This is a genomic window from Hymenobacter telluris (genome assembly GCF_017313265.1).
GTDB classification, from domain to species: domain Bacteria; phylum Bacteroidota; class Bacteroidia; order Cytophagales; family Hymenobacteraceae; genus Hymenobacter; species Hymenobacter telluris.
Window position 1 is genome coordinate 86,601 of record NZ_JAFLQZ010000011.1, and the last position, 16,892, is coordinate 103,492.

Sequence of the window (16,892 nt, forward strand, 5' to 3'; positions counted from 1 at the left end):
TTATAGAGCGCCCAGCCGCTGGGCAAGCTGCTCCTGATACGGGCGGCTCACGGGAACTTCGTGCTGGCCCAGGCGCAACATGTTGTCTTCCAAGGCCTCCACGCGGTGCAGGTTCACAATATAGGAGCGGTGCACGCGCACAAAATGCCGGAAAGGCAGCCGGTCCTCCATGTTCTTGAGGGTGCCCCCCACAATGTGCTTGTGCTTGTCGGTTACCAGCAACACGTAGGTGGAAAGCGCCTCAATGAAGAGTACGTCCTCGAAGTTGATGCGCTGTAGCTTCCCATTGATTTTCACAAACAAGTCGGTGCCGGTGGCGGAAATGTCGGTGGGCACAGCGGCGCTGAGGGCGGGCGGGGGCGGAGCGGGTTGGTGCTGCTCCATTACGCGGGCAATGGCCTGGCAAAACCGCGCGTAGTTCACCGGCTTCACTAAGTAGTCGAGCACCCGCAGCTCAAAAGCATCCACCGCAAACGAGGCGTGCGTGGTGACCAGAATAATAGCCGGTTTCGGCTCGGGCAGCAGCTTCACCAGCTCCAGCCCGCTGATGTGCGGCATCTCAATGTCCAGCAGCAGCACATCTACTGCGCCGCCGTCGTGGAAATAGGTCAGGGCCTCCACTGCATCCGGGAAAGAAGCGGCCAGCGTCAATTGGTCGTGCCGCTCCACGGCCCGTTCCAGCGTGAAGCGGTTGATTTCGTTGTCGTCGATAATAACACAGGCAAGCAAAGCGGCAGCCATGATAGTAGCTTAAAGCACTTGGTACGCTGATTTACGAACCCAAGGATATAGAATAACATCTGAAAGCGGCGCCAAAAGTAGCAGCACCATTCCAGCTTGTATGTATAGCGGAAAATCGAATACTACCTATGTAGCTGACAGTAAATAGAAAAGGCCAGCGCTGAACACGCCGGCCTTTCTTATACAAGCATCAAAAATAGCTTAAAAGTCTTCGTCCAGCGAGAAGGCGTTTTCGGTCCGCTCACTCATCACGCCGGCTTTCTGATACTCCGCCACGCGCTTCTCAAAGAAGTTGGTTTTGCCTTGCAGCGAAATCATCTCCATGAAGTCGAAAGGATTGGTGGCGTTGTAGATCTTGCTGTAACCCAACGACTCCAACAGCCGGTCGGCCACAAACTCGATGTACTGCGACATGCTATTCGCATTCATACCAATCAGGTTCACCGGCAGCGCGTCGGTCACGAACTCCTGCTCGATGGTTACCGCATCACGAATGATGTCGTGCACGCGGGCTTCGGGCAGCTTGTTCTGGAGGTAGCTGTAGAGCAAGCAAGCAAAGTCGCAGTGCAGCCCTTCGTCGCGCGAAATCAACTCGTTGCTGAACGTCAGGCCGGGCATCAGGCCCCGCTTCTTCAGCCAGAAAATCGAGCAGAACGAACCCGAGAAAAAGATGCCTTCCACGGCCGCAAAGGCAATGATGCGCTCAGCGAAGTCCTCGGAGTTGATCCACTTCAAGGCCCACTCGCCTTTTTTCTTCACGCAGGGCACCGTCTCCAAGGCGTTGAAAAGCCGGTCTTTCTCCTGTGGGTTTTTAATGTACGTGTCAATCAGCAGCGAATAGGTTTCGCTGTGAATGTTTTCCATCATAATCTGGAAACCATAGAAGCAGCGCGCCTCCGGCATCTGCACTTCCTGCATGAAGTTGACGGCCAGGTTCTCATTCACAATGCCATCGGAGGCCGCAAAGAACGCCAGCACGTGGCTGATAAAGTGCCGCTCGTTGTCGTTGAGGTTGTCCCAGTCTTTCTGGTCCTGCCCCAGGTCAATTTCCTCAGCCGTCCAGAACGAGGCTTCGGCTTTCTTGTACATCTGCCACACGTCGTTGTTCTGGATGGGGAACAAGACGAAGCGGTTGGGATTTTCAATGAGCAGAGGTTCCATAAGAGAAAAGCAAAGGGTGAATAGGCGTCTAAATAAGAGCAGGCTACCAAGCCCGGCACAGTGCCTAACCTACCGTTGAAGCAGATTGTTCAGCTAGGCTTGGATAGGCAGCCGGAAGGTTGATGCACCAAATATAACCTCCTCATATGGGAAGGTTGGCTGGCCAAAACCATTTTTTCTCTGTTAATTTTTCTGCATGAACCTAGTTACTGCCTCGTGTATCACTCTAGGAAAACCGCTGAAAAAACCTTGAAAAAGACTGTTTATAGTGATGTTATCCACAATTGGCTTGTGGATAATTGTAGTTGTCCACAAAAAGTGTATTCGCGCGTCTGGTATCCGCTGGTTTTCGGGGCGGTTTTCAACCTGCCGAAAAGGTTGGGTAATGAGGTTTAATGAGTTAGGGTTTGGATTTGTAAAATGGTACTCGTACTTTTGCCTTCCATTTTTCAGAAACCGCGAAGACGCCGATGTACGCAATTGTCAATATAGCCGGTAAGCAGACCAAGGTCGAAGCCAATAAATTTGTATACGCCCACCGCTTGGCTGGCAATGTTGGCGATACCGTAGAATTGGGTAAAGCTCTGCTCACCGATGATAACGGAACCCTGAACATTGGCTCGCCCCTGCTGGACGTAGCCGTGACGGGTACCATCCTCGCTCACGTAAAGGGCGACAAGGTTCTTGTTTTCAAGAAGAAGCGCCGCAAGGGCTACCGCAAGCTGAACGGCCACCGTCAGCAGTTCACCAAAGTAATGATCAACAGCATCGGGTAATTTAGTGCATAGTTGTTGGTGCTTAGTTTGTTCACCGCAAGCATGTTAGCTAAGCCCCAACTATTCTCTAAGCACTAGCAACCAAGCACTAAGCACTAATAAAATGGCACACAAGAAAGGCGTAGGTAGCTCCAACAACGGTCGTGAATCGCATTCCAAGCGTCTCGGCGTGAAAATTTTCGGTGGTCAGTCCATCATTGCCGGCAACATCATCGTGCGTCAGCGTGGTACCAAGCACCACCCCGGCCAGAACGTGGGTATCGGCAAAGACCACACCCTGTTTGCTATGATCGACGGCACGGTGCAGTTCCGCAAGGGCCGCCAAGACCGCTCGTTCGTAACAGTAGTTCCTGCCGCAGCTACCGAAGCTGTTGCTGTAGCTGCCGAGTAGTTATTGTTGGTGCCGGCTTGCGCAAGTAGCCGGCTTCGCAACGCAGAAAGGGCCGCCCATACAGGGTGGCCCTTTCTGCGTTGGAGTGGTTTCACCTATAGTATGGATAGAGCAGCTTCTTGTGGAAAGCCTATGCGTTGGAGTGCAGCTGATAAAGCACCGGCTTGCTTGGGCTGGCATCCAGTTCCAAACTGGTGACTTGTAGGTTCAGCAGATATAGTCCGTCTTCCAGTTCATCGGGTACGAAGATCAACTCGGTAATAGTGGCTTGCTGACGAGTGGCGTGAGGGTATTGCCAGAACGCATGGTGCGCCAGCAGTTCGCCGCCGTCTTCCTCCCGGTCCACGCTGGGCAAGTCGAGGAGCAGGTGCTCGATGTGGTTGGCGGCCAGATAGTGTGCCAACGCGGGCTCCAGATACGTGGGGTTGGTGCCGGAATACTGCCGGGTACGTTTGGTTTTGTGGTTGGGCAGAGTGCGTAGGATAAGCGCCTCGGGCCGAACAGCAGCATCAGGGCCGCCTTCTAGCTCGCGCTGCACATCGGCGAGTAGCACTACCTGGTCGCCGTTGGGCTGGGGGCGGGGCTGTACCGAAACCAATCGGGCTACGAACAGGAACCGGCGTAGGCTGCGGTTGAGCGTAGCCATTGGGTCGGGCGAGATGTGGCCGTAGCATTCGGTATGGGTACCGTTGCCGTGCGGGGTAAGATGTACACGCTTGTAGTTGGTGCTGCCGCCATCGGCCACGCTTCCCACAAAACTGCCCACTCGTATTACATCAAACTGCACCGGCTCGGCCCAGAAGCAGTTCACTTGGTTTTCGCCCGGCGCTAAAGGGAGCGAAATATCGAGCGGGGCGGCGGGGTTGAAAGCGAAAATGCGGCCCTGATGCGGATAGGTAGCAAGCATGGAGTGATGTGCTAATTCTTGATGTGCTGGTTGGTGAAGCGGCTTCTCTATACACTACATCCTGTTTCAGTGGCTCCGGTCCGACGTCTTTTCGACCGTCGGGCCGGGCCTGGGATGTCGCTCTTGCAGGGTAGCGGATGACGACCGGTCCGACGGTCGAAAAGCCGTTGACCGGGCAGACAGGTCCTGAAACTGTTTTGGCAACATGCGTTAAGCAGTGAATCAGCAATTAACAGTCAGCCGCTGCCGCCAGCTTGTTCAGAATCTCGCTGATTTCCTGGGCGTGGCTGTACGCCATAAAGTGGCCGCCGCCCCGGATAAGGTAATCAACGGGCGTGGGGCCGGGCGGAAACACCCGGTCGTGGGTGCCCAGAATCTGGGTGCTGCGCCCAACGTGGGTGCTGTCCCAGTGCAGAAGCCGGTTGATGGCCCAACGGGTATAAACCGGTTCCATGTCGCGCAGAATCTGCCTGAATAGCTGATACTCGTCGCCGTTGCTGACGCCGAAGTACCATTGCCCGGCCCGTGGGAACAGCTTCAGCCACTGCGGCGGAAACAGCCGGTATGCCCTCGTTGCCCGAATCAGGCGTAGCAGTGGAGGCAGGCAGCTGGCATCAGGAATGCTGGAAATCAGGACGGTACGTAGCCGGGGGCGAATTCGATTGATCTCCAGCCCCACCACACCGCCAAACGAAACGCCTACCAGCAGCCCTGTTTGCTCCAGCGGAATATCGGTGGCCATGCGCGCCGCGTATTCTGGCAGGCTCTCCTCCGGGTTGGGCGTCAGCCAGGGCAGCAGCTGCGTTTCACCCTGCAACAAAGGCCGCAGGTTCTGAAACACCCGCTTATCGGCCCCCAAGCCCGGAATGAGGTAAATCATAGGGTGAACTAGTGAGACGATGAAGGAGGAAATTTGATGATTGGGTAGTGCGAATCTTTGCCAACGGCATCACCGCACCGCGGCTACGGCTCTACGCGCAAAAACACGCCTTCTAGGTAAAAGATATTGTGAGGGGCACCGGGCTCGTAGTCTTCTTCCTCTTCCTTGTCGGCTTCCATGCCAATGATGAATGTTTCCGGGTCTTCTTCCTCGCCGTCAAGCGTTTCGTCGGCCGGATAGGTGCAGGAGAGCTTGAGGGCCACGTTGGGCAGCGCCACGGGCGGTTCTTCTTCCGTGGTATACTCCAGCAGGCAGGGCCATTCCGTGACGGTGGCCAGGGCGTCGGCTACGTCTTCCTGCAAGGCGGCGGCTCGGGTATCAGCAAGGCGTAGCAACAGGTCGAGGCTCTGGAATTGCAAGCCAAGGTGGAAGAAATGCAGTTCCTGGTCGAAGAACGTGGTAGCCCAGATGGTTACGTCGTCGGAATTATCGAACACGATGGCCGTTATCTGAACCTGCTCGATGAAAAAGTCCGTGTCATCGGCCAAGGCATCAATCAGTCTTCTCATGGTCACGGATTTTTTGCGGATTATAAGGCTGCCCCGGTTGCTTCACCTGTGAGTAGGCTAGCCTAGCTGTCAAAGTTAGGTGAGACTAGCTTGTAAGATGGCAAAGGAATTTAACGGATTTCCGTCACCTGCATCTGCTTTCAAGCGGTGGAATCAGCGGCTTGAAACAGTTCCAGCGTTATTTGGTCGGCCAGCAGTTTGCCTTTGTCGGTGAGTATCAGCACATCATCAGAGGTAAGGGTAGCCCAGCCGCTTGCTTGCAGATACGTTAAATAATCTGTCCGCTGGCGTTGCAAATCCACCCCTAATGCAGTGCGCAGGTGGCGCAAGTCGGTGCCGCGGGCGGTGCGCAGGCTGGTCATCAGGTATTCGTTGGCCCGGTCGGTGGGGGAGAGGTGCTCGATGGTGGCTGGCACCTCGTGGCGCTCCAGCACGGCCGTTACGTACTGCGGATTATTGGCCAGCGTGTATTGCCGGCTGCGGCCGTTAAACGAATGCGCGCTTGGGCCCAAACCCAGGTACGGCACCCCGCGCCAGTACGCCGAGTTGTGGCGCGACTCCCGGCCGGGCTGGCTGAAGTTACTGATTTCGTACTGCTCGTAGCCGTAGCGCGCAATTTCCGAGAGCAGCATTTCAAACTGCCGGGCCACAAACTCATCGGGTGGGGGCCGAAACGCCCCTTTCTTCAGCTGCCGGCCAAACACCGTATCGGGCTCAACGGTAAGCGCGTAGCATGAGAGGTGCGGCACCTGCAAGGCAAACGCCTGCGCCAGATCCTGCTCCCAGATGCCGTGGTCGGGCGTGGGCACGCCGTAAATCAGGTCGATGGAAATATTCTCGAAGCCGGCCGCCTGCGCCACCCGTACCGCCGCCGCCGATTCGGTGGCTGAATGTGCCCGGTTCATCAGCCGCAGATGAGGCTCGTGGAAGCTTTGTAGTCCTATGCTGAGCCGGTTGACTGGCGAAGCGGCTAGCTCTTGTACTTTGCTGGCCGTCAGGTCGTCGGGGTTGGCTTCCAGCGTTATTTCCGCATCGGCAGCCACCCGGAAGTGGCGGTGGATGGCCTCGAAAATATGGTCTAGCTCTGCCGCCGTTAGCAACGACGGCGTGCCCCCCCCGAAGTAGATGGTTTCCAGCGTGGCGTGTGGCCCCAGGTAGTCGGCCCGCAAGGCTAGCTCCTGGGTTATGGCTTCCACCAAGCGGCTTTTCAGTGCCATGGAGGTGCTGAAGTGGAAGTCGCAGTAATGGCAGGCCTGCTTGCAGAAAGGAATATGAAGGTAAAGACCGGGCACTTAATGGTGGTGATTTGAGTAGTAAGACATGAGTAGTTAGTAGTTAGACTTGGGATGAATTGCTGACTATCAAACTTCTGCAATCCTATTACTTGCTACTTAATTCTGGGTACTTCCTTAAGAAAGTATCTTTAGGAAATTAAAAGTTCGTTTCCGCGTTTGTGGTTCCAAATGTACACTCGCCTCGCTGGTTACTGGTTGCTGTTGGTGCTGCTTGTTGGCACGGTGGGTGGCGCGTGGGCCCAAACGGCCCCGCCGCTCAACCTGAACCTGCCGCCCCAGCAGACGCCCACGGTACCCGATTCCAGCCGTGCCCGCACCCCAGCTGATTCTGGGCGGGTAGCCGTACCGCGGCCCGCCCCCAGCCGCCCACTGCCCGTCCGTCGTCCGCGCACACTGATACTGCAAACCGAAGCCGCCGACCAACCGCTGCTGCGCCGCTACCGCGTCAAAACCAGTCTGCCTGATTCGCTGGCGGTATTGCGCGAAGTGCGCGAACTGGTGCTGGCCTTGCAAGGCGAATCCTACCTCACTGCATCCGCCGACGACATGCGCTGGCACCACGACACCGTGCGGGTGCAGCTTTACGTGGGGGAGAAGTTCCTGTGGGCGCGGCTACGCAACGGCAACCTCGGCGACGGCCTGCTGACCCGCGCCGGCTACCGCGAAAAGCTGTACCGCGGCCAGCCCTTTCAGCCGCAGGAATGGAGCCGCTTGCAGGAGCGTATTTTGCAGGAAGCCGAAAACCAGGGCTTTCCGTTTGCTACGGTTCGGCTGGACTCGGCGCAGCTACGGGGTGCTGATATTGAGGGCCGGGTGCTGCTAGAACGAGGCCCGCTTATCGTGTTCGATTCGTTGCAGATTGTGGGCAGCACCAAAGTCCGCAAACGGTTCCTGACCAAGTATCTGCAACTCTTCCCCGAGCAGCCGTTCAGCCAGCAGCGGGTAGAGGAAGCCGCCCGCCGCTTGCGCCAGCTGCCTTATCTGCAACTCAAGGCCGAGCCCGAAGTACGTTTTGCCAAAGGCCGGGCGCGGGTGTATCTGCTGCTCGAAGACCGCACCGCCAACCAGTTCGACGCCATTGTGGGCATTTTGCCAAATCCTACGCCCGGCATCGGGCAGAAGCGCGTGCAGGTAACCGGCGACGTAACCATTGCGTTGCGCAACATTAAGGGCGGCGGCAAAGGCCTGGGACTGCAATGGCGCAAAGTAGACCTGAACTCGCAGCAGCTCGACGCCCAGTACACGCACCCCACCTTTTTCGGTACGCCGCTGGAGCTGGGCGGCAGCTTCAACCTCTACCGCCAGTCCGATCCGGTAAACGCCTTCCAAACGTTGCGGCCGCGCATTCAGCTTACGTATCCCACGGCGCGAGCGGGGCGCATCAGCTTTTTCACGGAATGGCGCAGCTCCCGCCTGCTGGCCACCGACAGCCTAGCCACCACCCTGCCGGCCAATATTGACACCCGCTTCACCTCCTATGGCCTCGACTACACCTGGACCACCCTCGACGATGCGTACTTCCCGCGCAGTGGTATACTGGCCAATGGGCAAACCTCAGTCGGTAGCAAAATCATCAGCCGAAATTCGCAGCTGAAAGCGGAACTGTACCAGGGCCTGCCGCTTCGTACCACGCAGGTCAGCGCCAGCACCCGCCTAGAGCGCTACACGCGCATTGGCCGAGGTGGGGTGCTGCTCACTCGTTTGCGCGGGGAGGCCCTCTTCAACCGGCGCCTGTTCCTCAATGACCTGTTCCGGGTGGGTGGCCTAGCTACGTTGCGCGGTTTCAATGAGCTGAATTTCTACGCCAGCCAATATGCCGTTGGTACCGCCGAGTTTCGCCAGTTCACCGGGCCCGATGCCTACGTGTTTGCCTTTGTAGACCAAGGCTATCTGCGCCAAGACATTCTCACCCAGGTTGGTGAAAACTCGCCAACGGGCGTGGGAGCGGGCCTCAGCTTCCGCACCGGCGCCGGCCAGTTCCAGTTTGTGTACGCCCTGGGCCGCGACAATCAGCAGAAACTGGCCCTCAACTCCGGCAAAATTCACTTCGGCATCACCAGTCGTTTTTAGCACAAGGCAGACTTTTAGGACCACGCTTGCCCATCAAGTCGAAAAAAAAGCCGTTGACTATCAACGATAAAGCTGTGTGAATGGCTTATTTTATGCGGTAGTATGGCTTTTTTTAAAAAGCCTCGTACATTTGCAGAACCAAACAGTGCGGGGTGGAGCAGTTGGTAGCTCGTTGGGCTCATAACCCAAAGGTCACTGGTTCGAGTCCAGTCCCCGCTACCTAAAAGGGTGTTTCCAATCTGGAAACGCCCTTTTTTCTTTTCGGTGCTAGATGCTCGCCTATGGAGTGGCCACAGCTGGTGCTTCCCAAGCCCGTAATTCTTTCAGGGCTTCTTGGGTCTGGCGGATGGTGACGGCCTTTTTCTCGTCTTGGTCGATGGGCTGATTGGGAGGGCTATCTGCAAAGAAGCTCAAGATACTTTTTTGCAACGTGGGCGTCATGCCCGGAAACTGCTTTTCGTGCAGCTTGCGTACCAGCTCGCCGTACGTTTCGTCGGCCAGGGCATACTCACCTAGTTTCGTGTTGAGGCCCGTATCGAAGTCGTAATTGGGTAGTGGCGGCGGGTTGCCGGTGGCTGATTGGCGGGTCTTCGTGAGAATGATGCCATAGTCATCAAGAACCTGCTGAAAGCTCTGCTTGAAAAACTTCTGCGCTTCGGGCGTTGGAAGCTTGAAGGCAAAGGGCTTCAGCGGCCCAGCTTTAGGCAGTATGCGCACCGCTTTCGACATCACCTTGGAGCCAAAGCCTGGCTTATCGAATCTGGCCGTACCAAACTCCTTACGGTACTGTTGCGGGCTCATCTGATACACATAGTCGCGGCGGCGCGCTCGTTTATCCAGCTTCTTGATTTCGTGCCGGTTGGCATGCCAGGCCGCACGAGAGGCCGTCGGGATGAGCTGCATCACGGAAAAGCGGTAAGCACTGACACTCAGGTCCACGTTGAACACGATTTGCCCCAACTCCAAGCCGTAAGTCTGCTGAAACGCACGTTCCAGCAAGTCTTTGTCTACCTGAAAGCCAATGAAATCATGGTAGCCGTCGGAGCGGTAGCGGCCGGCAGCCAGCTGTACCACATCGAAGGCAAATTCCAGCTGATTATGCTGCACTGGCGCCTCTTCGTACGTGATACGGTCGCCAAACTTCTTGCGCAGCTCCGGATAAACCGACGGCATGGCGCGGTTTGTCCCCTCTGAATGCCCCCGAATATCGGCCACGTAGTGCGACAAAGCGCCGAGGGCAAAGGCGTATTCATTCCGGTTGTTGGCCTGAGCCAAGATATTCTCTACAAAGTCGCCGCTCCGGACGTAGTGCGTAAGGTTGGAAAACAAGCTGGAGCCAAACGGATAGTAGCCGATGTCCTGAATGATGGAACCACCATAAGCATACGATTTGGCCGCAATCAGCTCTTCCCGCGTGGCCCCCGGATAGCGCTTTTCCAGTAATGGTACCAAGTTTCGCCGCCAGGCCGAGTCGATGATGGCTTGGTGCGTGAGCACAGAATAGGCCGTAGCAGCCCGAGGAAAGGTGCAGGTTAAGACAAGCACTACACCAGTCCAGAAAAAGAAAATACGCATGCAAGTAGGAAAGGCGCTGATAGGCAAGCCCGGCACTGCGTACGCGCAGACGAAAGTTGTTGTTCAGGTTGCTGTCTTGCTTCAAGCAGCCTGTGCCAACTGAAAACCAACAAAAAAGCCTCTCAGAAAAATCTGAGAGGCTTTTCGTGGTAATGGTTGGAATCGAACCAACGACACCAGCATTTTCAGTGCTGTGCTCTACCAACTGAGCTACATTACCAGCTCTTGGTATCCTCGGGGGCGTTTTGGCCGTTGAGGAGCACAAAAGTAGTAAACCAAAATCAACCTGCAACACTTATTTTAAAAATCTTTCTCCGGTGAAAGCTGTAATTTGTTATGCATACCGAGTATATTTCGGCCTGAACCCCAACCCAACTTCCCTTCCGTGCATTTCTCCATCCAAAACTTTCTATTCCTGTTAGTCGCAGTGGCGGGCTTTGGCCTGTTTGCCTGGCAGGCCCGGAAAATCCGCGCAAACATACTCGTTGGGCGCGACCGGGACATGAGTGGCAACGCCAGTGAGCGGCTCAACAAGACGCTGCTTGTAGCGTTTGGCCAATCTAAAATGTTCAAGCGCCTAACGCCGGCCTTCCTGCATCTGATTGTGTATGTGGGTTTTCTGGTGATTAACGTGGAGGTGATTGAGATTATGGTGGACGGCCTGTTTGGTACGCACCGGTTCTTGCAGTTTCTGGGGCCGCTGTACGACGTGCTGATGGCTACCAACGAAATATTAGGTGCTCTGGTGATTGTGGCGGTAATAGCGTTCTGGTGGCGGCGCAACCGCAAGCCGCCCGTGCGCCGTTTTCAGGGGCCTGAGCTACGCATGTGGCCCAAACTCGACGCCAATATTATTCTGTACGTGGAAGTGGTTCTGATGGTGGCTCTGTTCACTATGAATACTGCCGACTTGAAGCTACATCAACTCCGCAATGCTGACATGCCGGGCACCTTCCCCATCAGCAGCTTGCTGACGGGCTTGTTTCCCGGCAACGAAACCGCGCTGCATGTGCTGGAGCGCGTGGGCTGGTGGGCGCATATTGTGGGTATTCTGTGCTTCCTCAACTACCTGCCTAGCTCCAAGCACTTCCACATCATCATGGCTTTCCCAAACGTGTGGTACTCCCGGCTGGTGCCGCAGGGGCAGTTTTCCAACGTGGAAAGCATCACGCACGAAGTGAAAGCCATGATGGACCCCAGCTACCAGGTACCCGCCCCGGCTACCGCCCCCGACGGCTCGGCACTTGCACCTACGCCTTTCGGGGCGAAGGATGTGGATGATTTGGCCTGGACCAACCTGTTGAATGCGTATTCCTGCACCGAGTGCGGGCGCTGCACCTCGGTCTGCCCGGCCAACATCACTGGCAAGCTGCTCTCCCCGCGCAAAATCATCATGGACACGCGCGACCGGGTGGAAGAGAAGTACAACTCGCCGCTGATTTTCAACCCCAGCCTCTACGGCGCGGAAGCCAAGCACGACCCACAAGAAACGCTCGACAAGGAAAACCACACGCTGCTGCGCGGCTACGTAACGCCTGAGGAGCTGTGGGCCTGCACCACTTGCAATGCCTGCGTGGAAGCCTGTCCGGTGAACATCAACCCCTTGGAAAGCATTATCGAGATGCGCCGCTTCTTGGTGCTGGAAGAATCGGCGGCGCCCAACTCGCTGAACGTGATGTTCAGCAACATTGAAAACAACGGCGCGCCCTGGGCTTTCTCACCATCCGACCGGTTCAACTGGGCCGATGACCTGTATGTGGCTGAGAAGGAGACAGGGGTTAGGAGCTAGCATTCATTCTTGCTTCCAGTCAATGGCTTATAGCACCTGTTTCTTTTATAATAAATCATCTCAAAGCTGGTGGTAGCCATTCTGGCTCCTGGCTTCTAACTACTAGCTTCTCCATGGAAAAACGACAAATAACCGTCCCGCTGATGGCCGACCTCGCCGCCCAAGGCGAGACGCCCGAAATTTTGTTTTGGGTGGGCTGTGCGGGAGCTTTCGACGACCGGTACAAACGAGTAACCCGCGCTTTCGTGCGGATTCTGGAGCATGTGGGCGTGAAATATGCCGTGCTGGGCATGGAAGAATCGTGCACCGGCGACCCTGCCAAGCGTGCCGGCAACGAGTTCCTGTTTCAGATGCAGGCCATGCAGAACATTACCACGCTCAATGGCTACGGCATCAAGAAAGTGGTAACGGCATGTCCGCACTGCTTCAATACCATCAAAAACGAGTATCCGGCGTTGGGTGGCGAGTACGAAGTGATTCACCACAGCACCTTCTTGCAGCAGCTCATCAATGAGGGCCGCGTGAAAGTGGAAGGTGGCGAATCATACAAAGGCCGCCGCATTACGTTCCACGACTCCTGCTACCTGGGCCGCGCCAACGACATCTACGAAGCGCCACGCGCCGTGCTGGAAGCCTTGGATGCCGACTTAGTGGAAATGAAGCGCAGTAAAGCCAACGGCCTGTGCTGTGGTGCGGGCGGCGCCCAAATGTGGAAAGAGCCCGAGCCCGGCAAGAAGGACGTGAACATCGAGCGGACCGAGGAAGCCTTGGCCACTTTGGATGGTAATGCCGCCGCACTGGCCAGCCTCTACGGCGTGGAAAGTGGCAACGAAGGCGCCACGCCTGCCCCAAAAACCAACAGCCAAGGCAGCATTATTGCTGTCGGCTGCCCGTTCTGCATGACGATGATGAGTGACGGTGTGAAAAACAAGGAGCGCGAAAACAACGTGCAGGTATTCGACCTAGCTGAGCTGGTAGCCTCTGCCGAAGGACTGAATGCGTGATTCAGTTGCGAGTTGCCGGTTATGGGTTGCCAGTATTCTTCTGATATACCTGTAACTCATGACTGACAACCGGCAACTCGCAACTGGTAACTGAAAAGAACAACCCCGTCGGAACTTACCGGCGGGGTTGTTCTTTTGTAAGAAAATAAATCACCCTGCTTAGTCGTTGATACACCAAGCAGGTTCTCTGGCTTTCTAGCATCTGTTATGTACGTTCCTTTCAATCAGCTACCCGACTCCGCCCGCATCTGGATTTACCAAGCCGACCGGCCGCTAACCGAGGCCGAAATAGCCACCTTGCAGCCCGCTTTGCAGCACTTCGCTACCGAGTGGACCAGCCACGGCCGGGCTTTGCAAGCCTCTGCCGAGATTTTGCATCATCAGTTTCTGGTTGTCGGGCTCGATGAAGCCGTGGCCGATGCTAGCGGCTGTTCCATCGACGCCTCAGTGCGGTTTGTGCGCGCAGTTGAGGATGCCTTGGGGGTGTCGTTGTTAGAGAAGTCGCGCCTGGCTTTCCTGGTGAACGGGCAGGTGGAACTGCTGGACCGGCGGGAACTGAAGGCCGCTGTAGCCGCCGGCCGATTGGCTTCCGATACGCCGTATTTCGATGCTACCGTGGCTCGAAAAGACCACTTACAAAACTCGTTTCCTACGGCGGCCAGCCGCACCTGGTTGGCACGATACTTTAACTAAGCCGAGGAAAAATTTTGCTTTCCAAACTATTATCCTGTTCAAACTTAGTATTATTAGGCCTTGAATGGCCTCCTTTCACGATGCCTAGCTTTCACTTCCACCCTTCACCACCTATGAAGAAACTACTACTAGTATGCGTTGCAGCCAGTTCTACTGCCTTATTGAGCGGGTGCGCAACGACCGGCGGCTTGAGTAAAGCAGACAAGCGCTTTACCCGAGGCGAATACGAAGCTGCAATAGAACTCTATAAAGCAGACGTAGCCAAAGGAAAAAATACCGCTATGTCGAACTATGGCATTGCGGAGGCCTATCGTCGCTCCAACCGTATCGAGCAGGCCGAGAGCTACTACAAAGCCGCTATTGATGGAGGTGCCAAAGCCCCCGATGCGGTATTCTACTACGGCCAGGCCCTGAAAGCCAATGGTAAGTTCGATGAAGCCGCCCAGCAATTCGATGCTTACGTGCAAAACAGCGCCGGCCGCACCCTGGCCGCTCGGGCCGAAATGGAATCCAAGAACGCGAAGATGGCTAACACTATCGTAGCCATGCGTTCCAACAACGAGGTAACCGCCCTCGACCAGGTGAACACGCCCGCCGCTGAGTACGGCTCGACCCTGGTGCCTGATACCAAAGAGCTGGTATTCGCTTCCGGCCGTGAAGGCAAGAAGTTTCCAGGCAACGGCGAGAATTTCAGTGACTTATACGCTGTAAAGTTCGACGATGCCGATAAGATGACGGGCGGCACCGTGCGCAAGCTGGAGCCCCTGTTCAACACCGAAAACAAGCACGAAGCCAGCGCCACCTACACGCCCGACGGCAAAACGATGGTGTTTGCCCGCTCCAACGACGGCTCGAAAAAAGGCCTGCTGAGCGTGGACCTGTGGATTTCGTACAACAAGAATGGCGCTTGGAGCGAACCGGTACTGGCGAACATCAACGACCGGACTGCCGACGACTTCGCTCCGGCTTTTGCGCCCGACGGTCAGACGCTGTACTTCGCATCGAGCCGTAAAGGCGGCCTCGGTGGCAACGACATCTATAAGGCTACCCTCGGCCCGAACGGCCGTTTCTCGCCGGCCGAAAACCTGGGCGACCAGATCAACACGGCTGGCAACGACAATTTCCCGGCCGTAGCCCCCGACAATACGCTGTACTTCTCTTCGGACGGGCAGCCGGGCTTGGGTAAGCTCGACATCTTTATGGTGGACAAGGGTAAGGTAGTAAACCTAGGCGCTCCGGTGAACAGCAACGGCGACGACTTCGCGCCTTACTTCACCACCAAGGACATGGGCGTTTTCTCCTCGAACCGCGCGGGCGGCAAGGGCTCCGATGACCTCTACATGTTCCGGAAGAAGCCGCTGAAACTGGTGACGTTCATTGCGGATGGTACGCTGGTGGAGCGCGACGCCAAAACCGGTGCCACCACGCCAGTATCGGGCGAAACGGTAGAGCTGATTGGCCGCGACGGCAAGAAAATCCAGGAGGTAACGACTGGTGCCGATGGCAAATTCAGCATCAAGCTGGACTCGGCGGCTGCTAGCTATGCTGTAGTAGCCGACCGTCCTGGTTACTTCACGGCCCGTAGTGCTGTGAGCACCATCGGCCGCAAGCCTTCTCAGGATCAGCTGCCGAACGAAATGAACGACGTAACGATTCCGGTGACGCTGACGCTGACCAAAATCGTTAAGAACGTGGCTATTCGGGTAGAAAACATTCTCTACGACTACGACAAGGCGGATATCCGTCCGGATGCTGCTGCCGAGCTGGACAAGCTGGTGGAAACGCTGAACGACAACCCGAAAATCACCATCGAGCTTAGCTCGCATACCGACTCTCGTGGTAAGGATGCCTACAACCAAGCTCTGTCGCAGAAACGTGCACAGTCGGCCGTAGACTACATTATTTCCAAGGGCATCGATAAGAGCCGCATCACGGCTAAAGGTTACGGCGAGACTCGTCCGGAAATCAAGAATGCAAAGACCGAGGAAGAATACCAGCGCAACCGTCGCACGGAATTCAAAGTGACCAAAATTGCTGAGTAAGCAGTTCTGAGTGCCCTCTGAAACTAGAAAATCCTCGTACCGAAAGGTGCGGGGATTTTTTGGTTATTAGGCAATGAAATGACGCGCAGTTATTTAATTATCTGGCTTTAAAGCAGTGTATTGAATAAACCAGATAATTAGTTTATCCTCAGCAAGAATAACTATCCTTCACATGTCACTATCTCTATCTGCGTCACGGATTATGCTTGTGCTGCTCATGTGTTGTGTGAGCAATGCTGTAAAGGCGCAGCGTATACGCATCGGCCTGACAGGCGCGGTTACTCGCACTTTTGTTGATGTATTTACTTTCTCCGATGGCTTGGCAGATGCCCAAGGCCAGCAAGCATACACAATCGGGATTAAAAGCTTATACACCCTAACTCCACGGTGGCAATTAACCGGCGAGTTACGCTATAGCCGCTTCAAGACGATGGCAACGCTAACCCAACTAGATACTCCCTCAGTGCTTAGCAACATTGGTTGGCAGGGTCTAGGGGGGGGGTGTTCAACTACCATTGGGTGTGGTATACTCTCTCAAGCCACAAGCTAAAGTATCACCGTTGTTTGCGTTTAAGGCCGTAGTCGGGGTAGGTAGGAGTGCTTTTGATCAACAATACATCAGCATTACCGGCTATGATGGTACCGATGGAATATATCATAGGCCAAGCAGTGTGAGCGTAAATTTTACCGACCTCACACAATACCCGGCTCAGGTACAACTAGGGCTAGAGGCTGGGTGCGGAATACGGCTAAGGAAGGGGATAGAGCTTAATGCAGTCTATTATTATAGCGTCAGTAAATTTCGGCCTATCACTTATCAGTATAACGTTGATTTTACTACGCAGCAAGGGCGCTCTTATTCTACCCGTACAAGTGGCTTTATCAGAGGACGTCCGAGCCATATAGCTGGTGAATTGGTTATCTATTTTAACTAATATTGATAAAAACGTACTGGAGTAGGTCTTGGAAGGTCAAAACTGCTTTTGAGAAGTCAGGAGC

At 55.4% G+C, this 16,892-nt stretch carries 14 protein-coding genes and 2 tRNA genes; 8 read left to right on the top strand and 8 right to left on the bottom strand.

Translation table 11 applies throughout. The features are described 5' to 3' along the window. Both J0X19_RS15900 and J0X19_RS15905 read right to left on the bottom strand, forming a co-directional pair. On the bottom strand, positions 1-741 hold the full coding sequence (locus J0X19_RS15900; RefSeq protein ID WP_206985400.1) for a LytR/AlgR family response regulator transcription factor: 741 nt from the start codon (positions 739-741) through the stop codon (positions 1-3). Between the two features lie 201 nt (positions 742-942). Then, positions 943-1,902 (bottom strand): ribonucleoside-diphosphate reductase small subunit, encoded by a 960-nt coding sequence (locus tag J0X19_RS15905; protein ID WP_206985402.1) that lies wholly within the window; start codon positions 1,900-1,902, stop codon positions 943-945. 470 nt (positions 1,903-2,372) lie between these two features. Here J0X19_RS15905 and rplU point away from each other — a divergent pair, with 470 nt between their 5' ends. Continuing rightward, positions 2,373-2,678 carry a 50S ribosomal protein L21 gene (gene rplU, locus J0X19_RS15910; RefSeq protein ID WP_022825780.1) on the top strand — a complete coding sequence of 102 codons (306 nt, stop codon included), beginning with the start codon at positions 2,373-2,375 and terminating at the stop codon, positions 2,676-2,678. A gap of 103 nt (positions 2,679-2,781) precedes the next feature. Then, positions 2,782-3,069, top strand: a complete 288-nt coding sequence (gene rpmA / locus J0X19_RS15915; protein WP_206985403.1) for a 50S ribosomal protein L27 — start codon at positions 2,782-2,784, stop codon at positions 3,067-3,069. Positions 3,070-3,199: 130 nt separating this feature from the next. Here rpmA and J0X19_RS15920 read toward each other — a convergent pair whose 3' ends face one another. The 4 genes from J0X19_RS15920 to hemW all read right to left on the bottom strand — a co-directional run bounded on the left by J0X19_RS15920 (position 3,200) and on the right by hemW (position 6,717). Next, positions 3,200-3,976, bottom strand: coding sequence for a cyclase family protein (locus tag J0X19_RS15920; protein WP_206985405.1), 777 nt, complete (start codon positions 3,974-3,976; stop codon positions 3,200-3,202). Between the two features lie 229 nt (positions 3,977-4,205). Continuing rightward, on the bottom strand, positions 4,206-4,856 hold the full coding sequence (locus tag J0X19_RS15925; protein ID WP_206985407.1) for an alpha/beta fold hydrolase: 651 nt from the start codon (positions 4,854-4,856) through the stop codon (positions 4,206-4,208). Between the two features lie 83 nt (positions 4,857-4,939). Continuing rightward, positions 4,940-5,425, bottom strand: coding sequence for a hypothetical protein (locus J0X19_RS15930; RefSeq protein WP_206985416.1), 486 nt, complete (start codon positions 5,423-5,425; stop codon positions 4,940-4,942). 140 nt (positions 5,426-5,565) lie between these two features. Beyond that, complete coding sequence (gene hemW / locus J0X19_RS15935; RefSeq protein ID WP_206985420.1) at positions 5,566-6,717, bottom strand: radical SAM family heme chaperone HemW; 1,152 nt, start codon at positions 6,715-6,717, stop codon at positions 5,566-5,568. Positions 6,718-6,888: 171 nt separating this feature from the next. On the opposite strand from hemW, the gene J0X19_RS15940 reads away from it, so the two are divergent. After that, positions 6,889-8,790: a BamA/TamA family outer membrane protein gene (locus tag J0X19_RS15940; protein ID WP_206985421.1), complete on the top strand. Its 1,902-nt coding sequence runs from the start codon at positions 6,889-6,891 to the stop codon at positions 8,788-8,790. Positions 8,791-8,936: 146 nt separating this feature from the next. After that, positions 8,937-9,009: transfer RNA gene (locus J0X19_RS15945), tRNA-Met, on the top strand. A 60-nt stretch (positions 9,010-9,069) separates the two neighbouring features. On the opposite strand, the gene J0X19_RS15950 is transcribed toward J0X19_RS15945, so the two are convergent. Both J0X19_RS15950 and J0X19_RS15955 read right to left on the bottom strand, forming a co-directional pair. After that, positions 9,070-10,365: a zinc dependent phospholipase C family protein gene (locus tag J0X19_RS15950; RefSeq protein WP_206985422.1), complete on the bottom strand. Its 1,296-nt coding sequence runs from the start codon at positions 10,363-10,365 to the stop codon at positions 9,070-9,072. A gap of 147 nt (positions 10,366-10,512) precedes the next feature. Next, positions 10,513-10,585, bottom strand: a tRNA-Phe gene (locus tag J0X19_RS15955). 165 nt (positions 10,586-10,750) lie between these two features. Here J0X19_RS15955 and J0X19_RS15960 point away from each other — a divergent pair. The 4 genes from J0X19_RS15960 (at position 10,751) to J0X19_RS15975 (ending at position 15,893) form a co-directional block, all read left to right on the top strand. After that, entirely contained in the window at positions 10,751-12,154 is a 1,404-nt protein-coding gene (locus tag J0X19_RS15960) for a 4Fe-4S dicluster domain-containing protein (RefSeq protein WP_206985423.1), read from the top strand. Between the two features lie 143 nt (positions 12,155-12,297). Next, positions 12,298-13,158, top strand: a complete 861-nt coding sequence (locus tag J0X19_RS15965) for a (Fe-S)-binding protein (protein WP_206985490.1) — start codon at positions 12,298-12,300, stop codon at positions 13,156-13,158. A gap of 207 nt (positions 13,159-13,365) precedes the next feature. After that, positions 13,366-13,851, top strand: a complete 486-nt coding sequence (locus J0X19_RS15970) for a hypothetical protein (RefSeq protein WP_206985424.1) — start codon at positions 13,366-13,368, stop codon at positions 13,849-13,851. Between the two features lie 113 nt (positions 13,852-13,964). Continuing rightward, a complete protein-coding gene (locus tag J0X19_RS15975) occupies positions 13,965-15,893 on the top strand; it encodes an OmpA family protein (protein ID WP_206985425.1) in 1,929 nt (642 codons plus the stop codon). Positions 15,894-16,892 lie beyond the last annotated feature (999 nt).

Bases quoted from the DNA above. Each gene is read 5' to 3' on its own strand.
- J0X19_RS15900 (WP_206985400.1), bottom strand. From the start codon at position 741: ATGGCTGCCGCTTTGCTTGCCTGTGTTATTATCGACGACAACGAAATC.
- J0X19_RS15905 (WP_206985402.1), bottom strand. From the start codon at position 1,902: ATGGAACCTCTGCTCATTGAAAATCCCAACCGCTTCGTCTTGTTCCCC.
- rplU (WP_022825780.1), top strand. From the start codon at position 2,373: ATGTACGCAATTGTCAATATAGCCGGTAAGCAGACCAAGGTCGAAGCC.
- rpmA (WP_206985403.1), top strand. From the start codon at position 2,782: ATGGCACACAAGAAAGGCGTAGGTAGCTCCAACAACGGTCGTGAATCG.
- J0X19_RS15920 (WP_206985405.1), bottom strand. From the start codon at position 3,976: ATGCTTGCTACCTATCCGCATCAGGGCCGCATTTTCGCTTTCAACCCC.
- J0X19_RS15925 (WP_206985407.1), bottom strand. From the start codon at position 4,856: ATGATTTACCTCATTCCGGGCTTGGGGGCCGATAAGCGGGTGTTTCAG.
- J0X19_RS15930 (WP_206985416.1), bottom strand. From the start codon at position 5,425: ATGAGAAGACTGATTGATGCCTTGGCCGATGACACGGACTTTTTCATC.
- J0X19_RS15940 (WP_206985421.1), top strand. From the start codon at position 6,889: ATGTACACTCGCCTCGCTGGTTACTGGTTGCTGTTGGTGCTGCTTGTT.
- J0X19_RS15950 (WP_206985422.1), bottom strand. From the start codon at position 10,365: ATGCGTATTTTCTTTTTCTGGACTGGTGTAGTGCTTGTCTTAACCTGC.
- J0X19_RS15965 (WP_206985490.1), top strand. From the start codon at position 12,298: ATGGCCGACCTCGCCGCCCAAGGCGAGACGCCCGAAATTTTGTTTTGG.
- J0X19_RS15970 (WP_206985424.1), top strand. From the start codon at position 13,366: ATGTACGTTCCTTTCAATCAGCTACCCGACTCCGCCCGCATCTGGATT.
- J0X19_RS15975 (WP_206985425.1), top strand. From the start codon at position 13,965: ATGAAGAAACTACTACTAGTATGCGTTGCAGCCAGTTCTACTGCCTTA.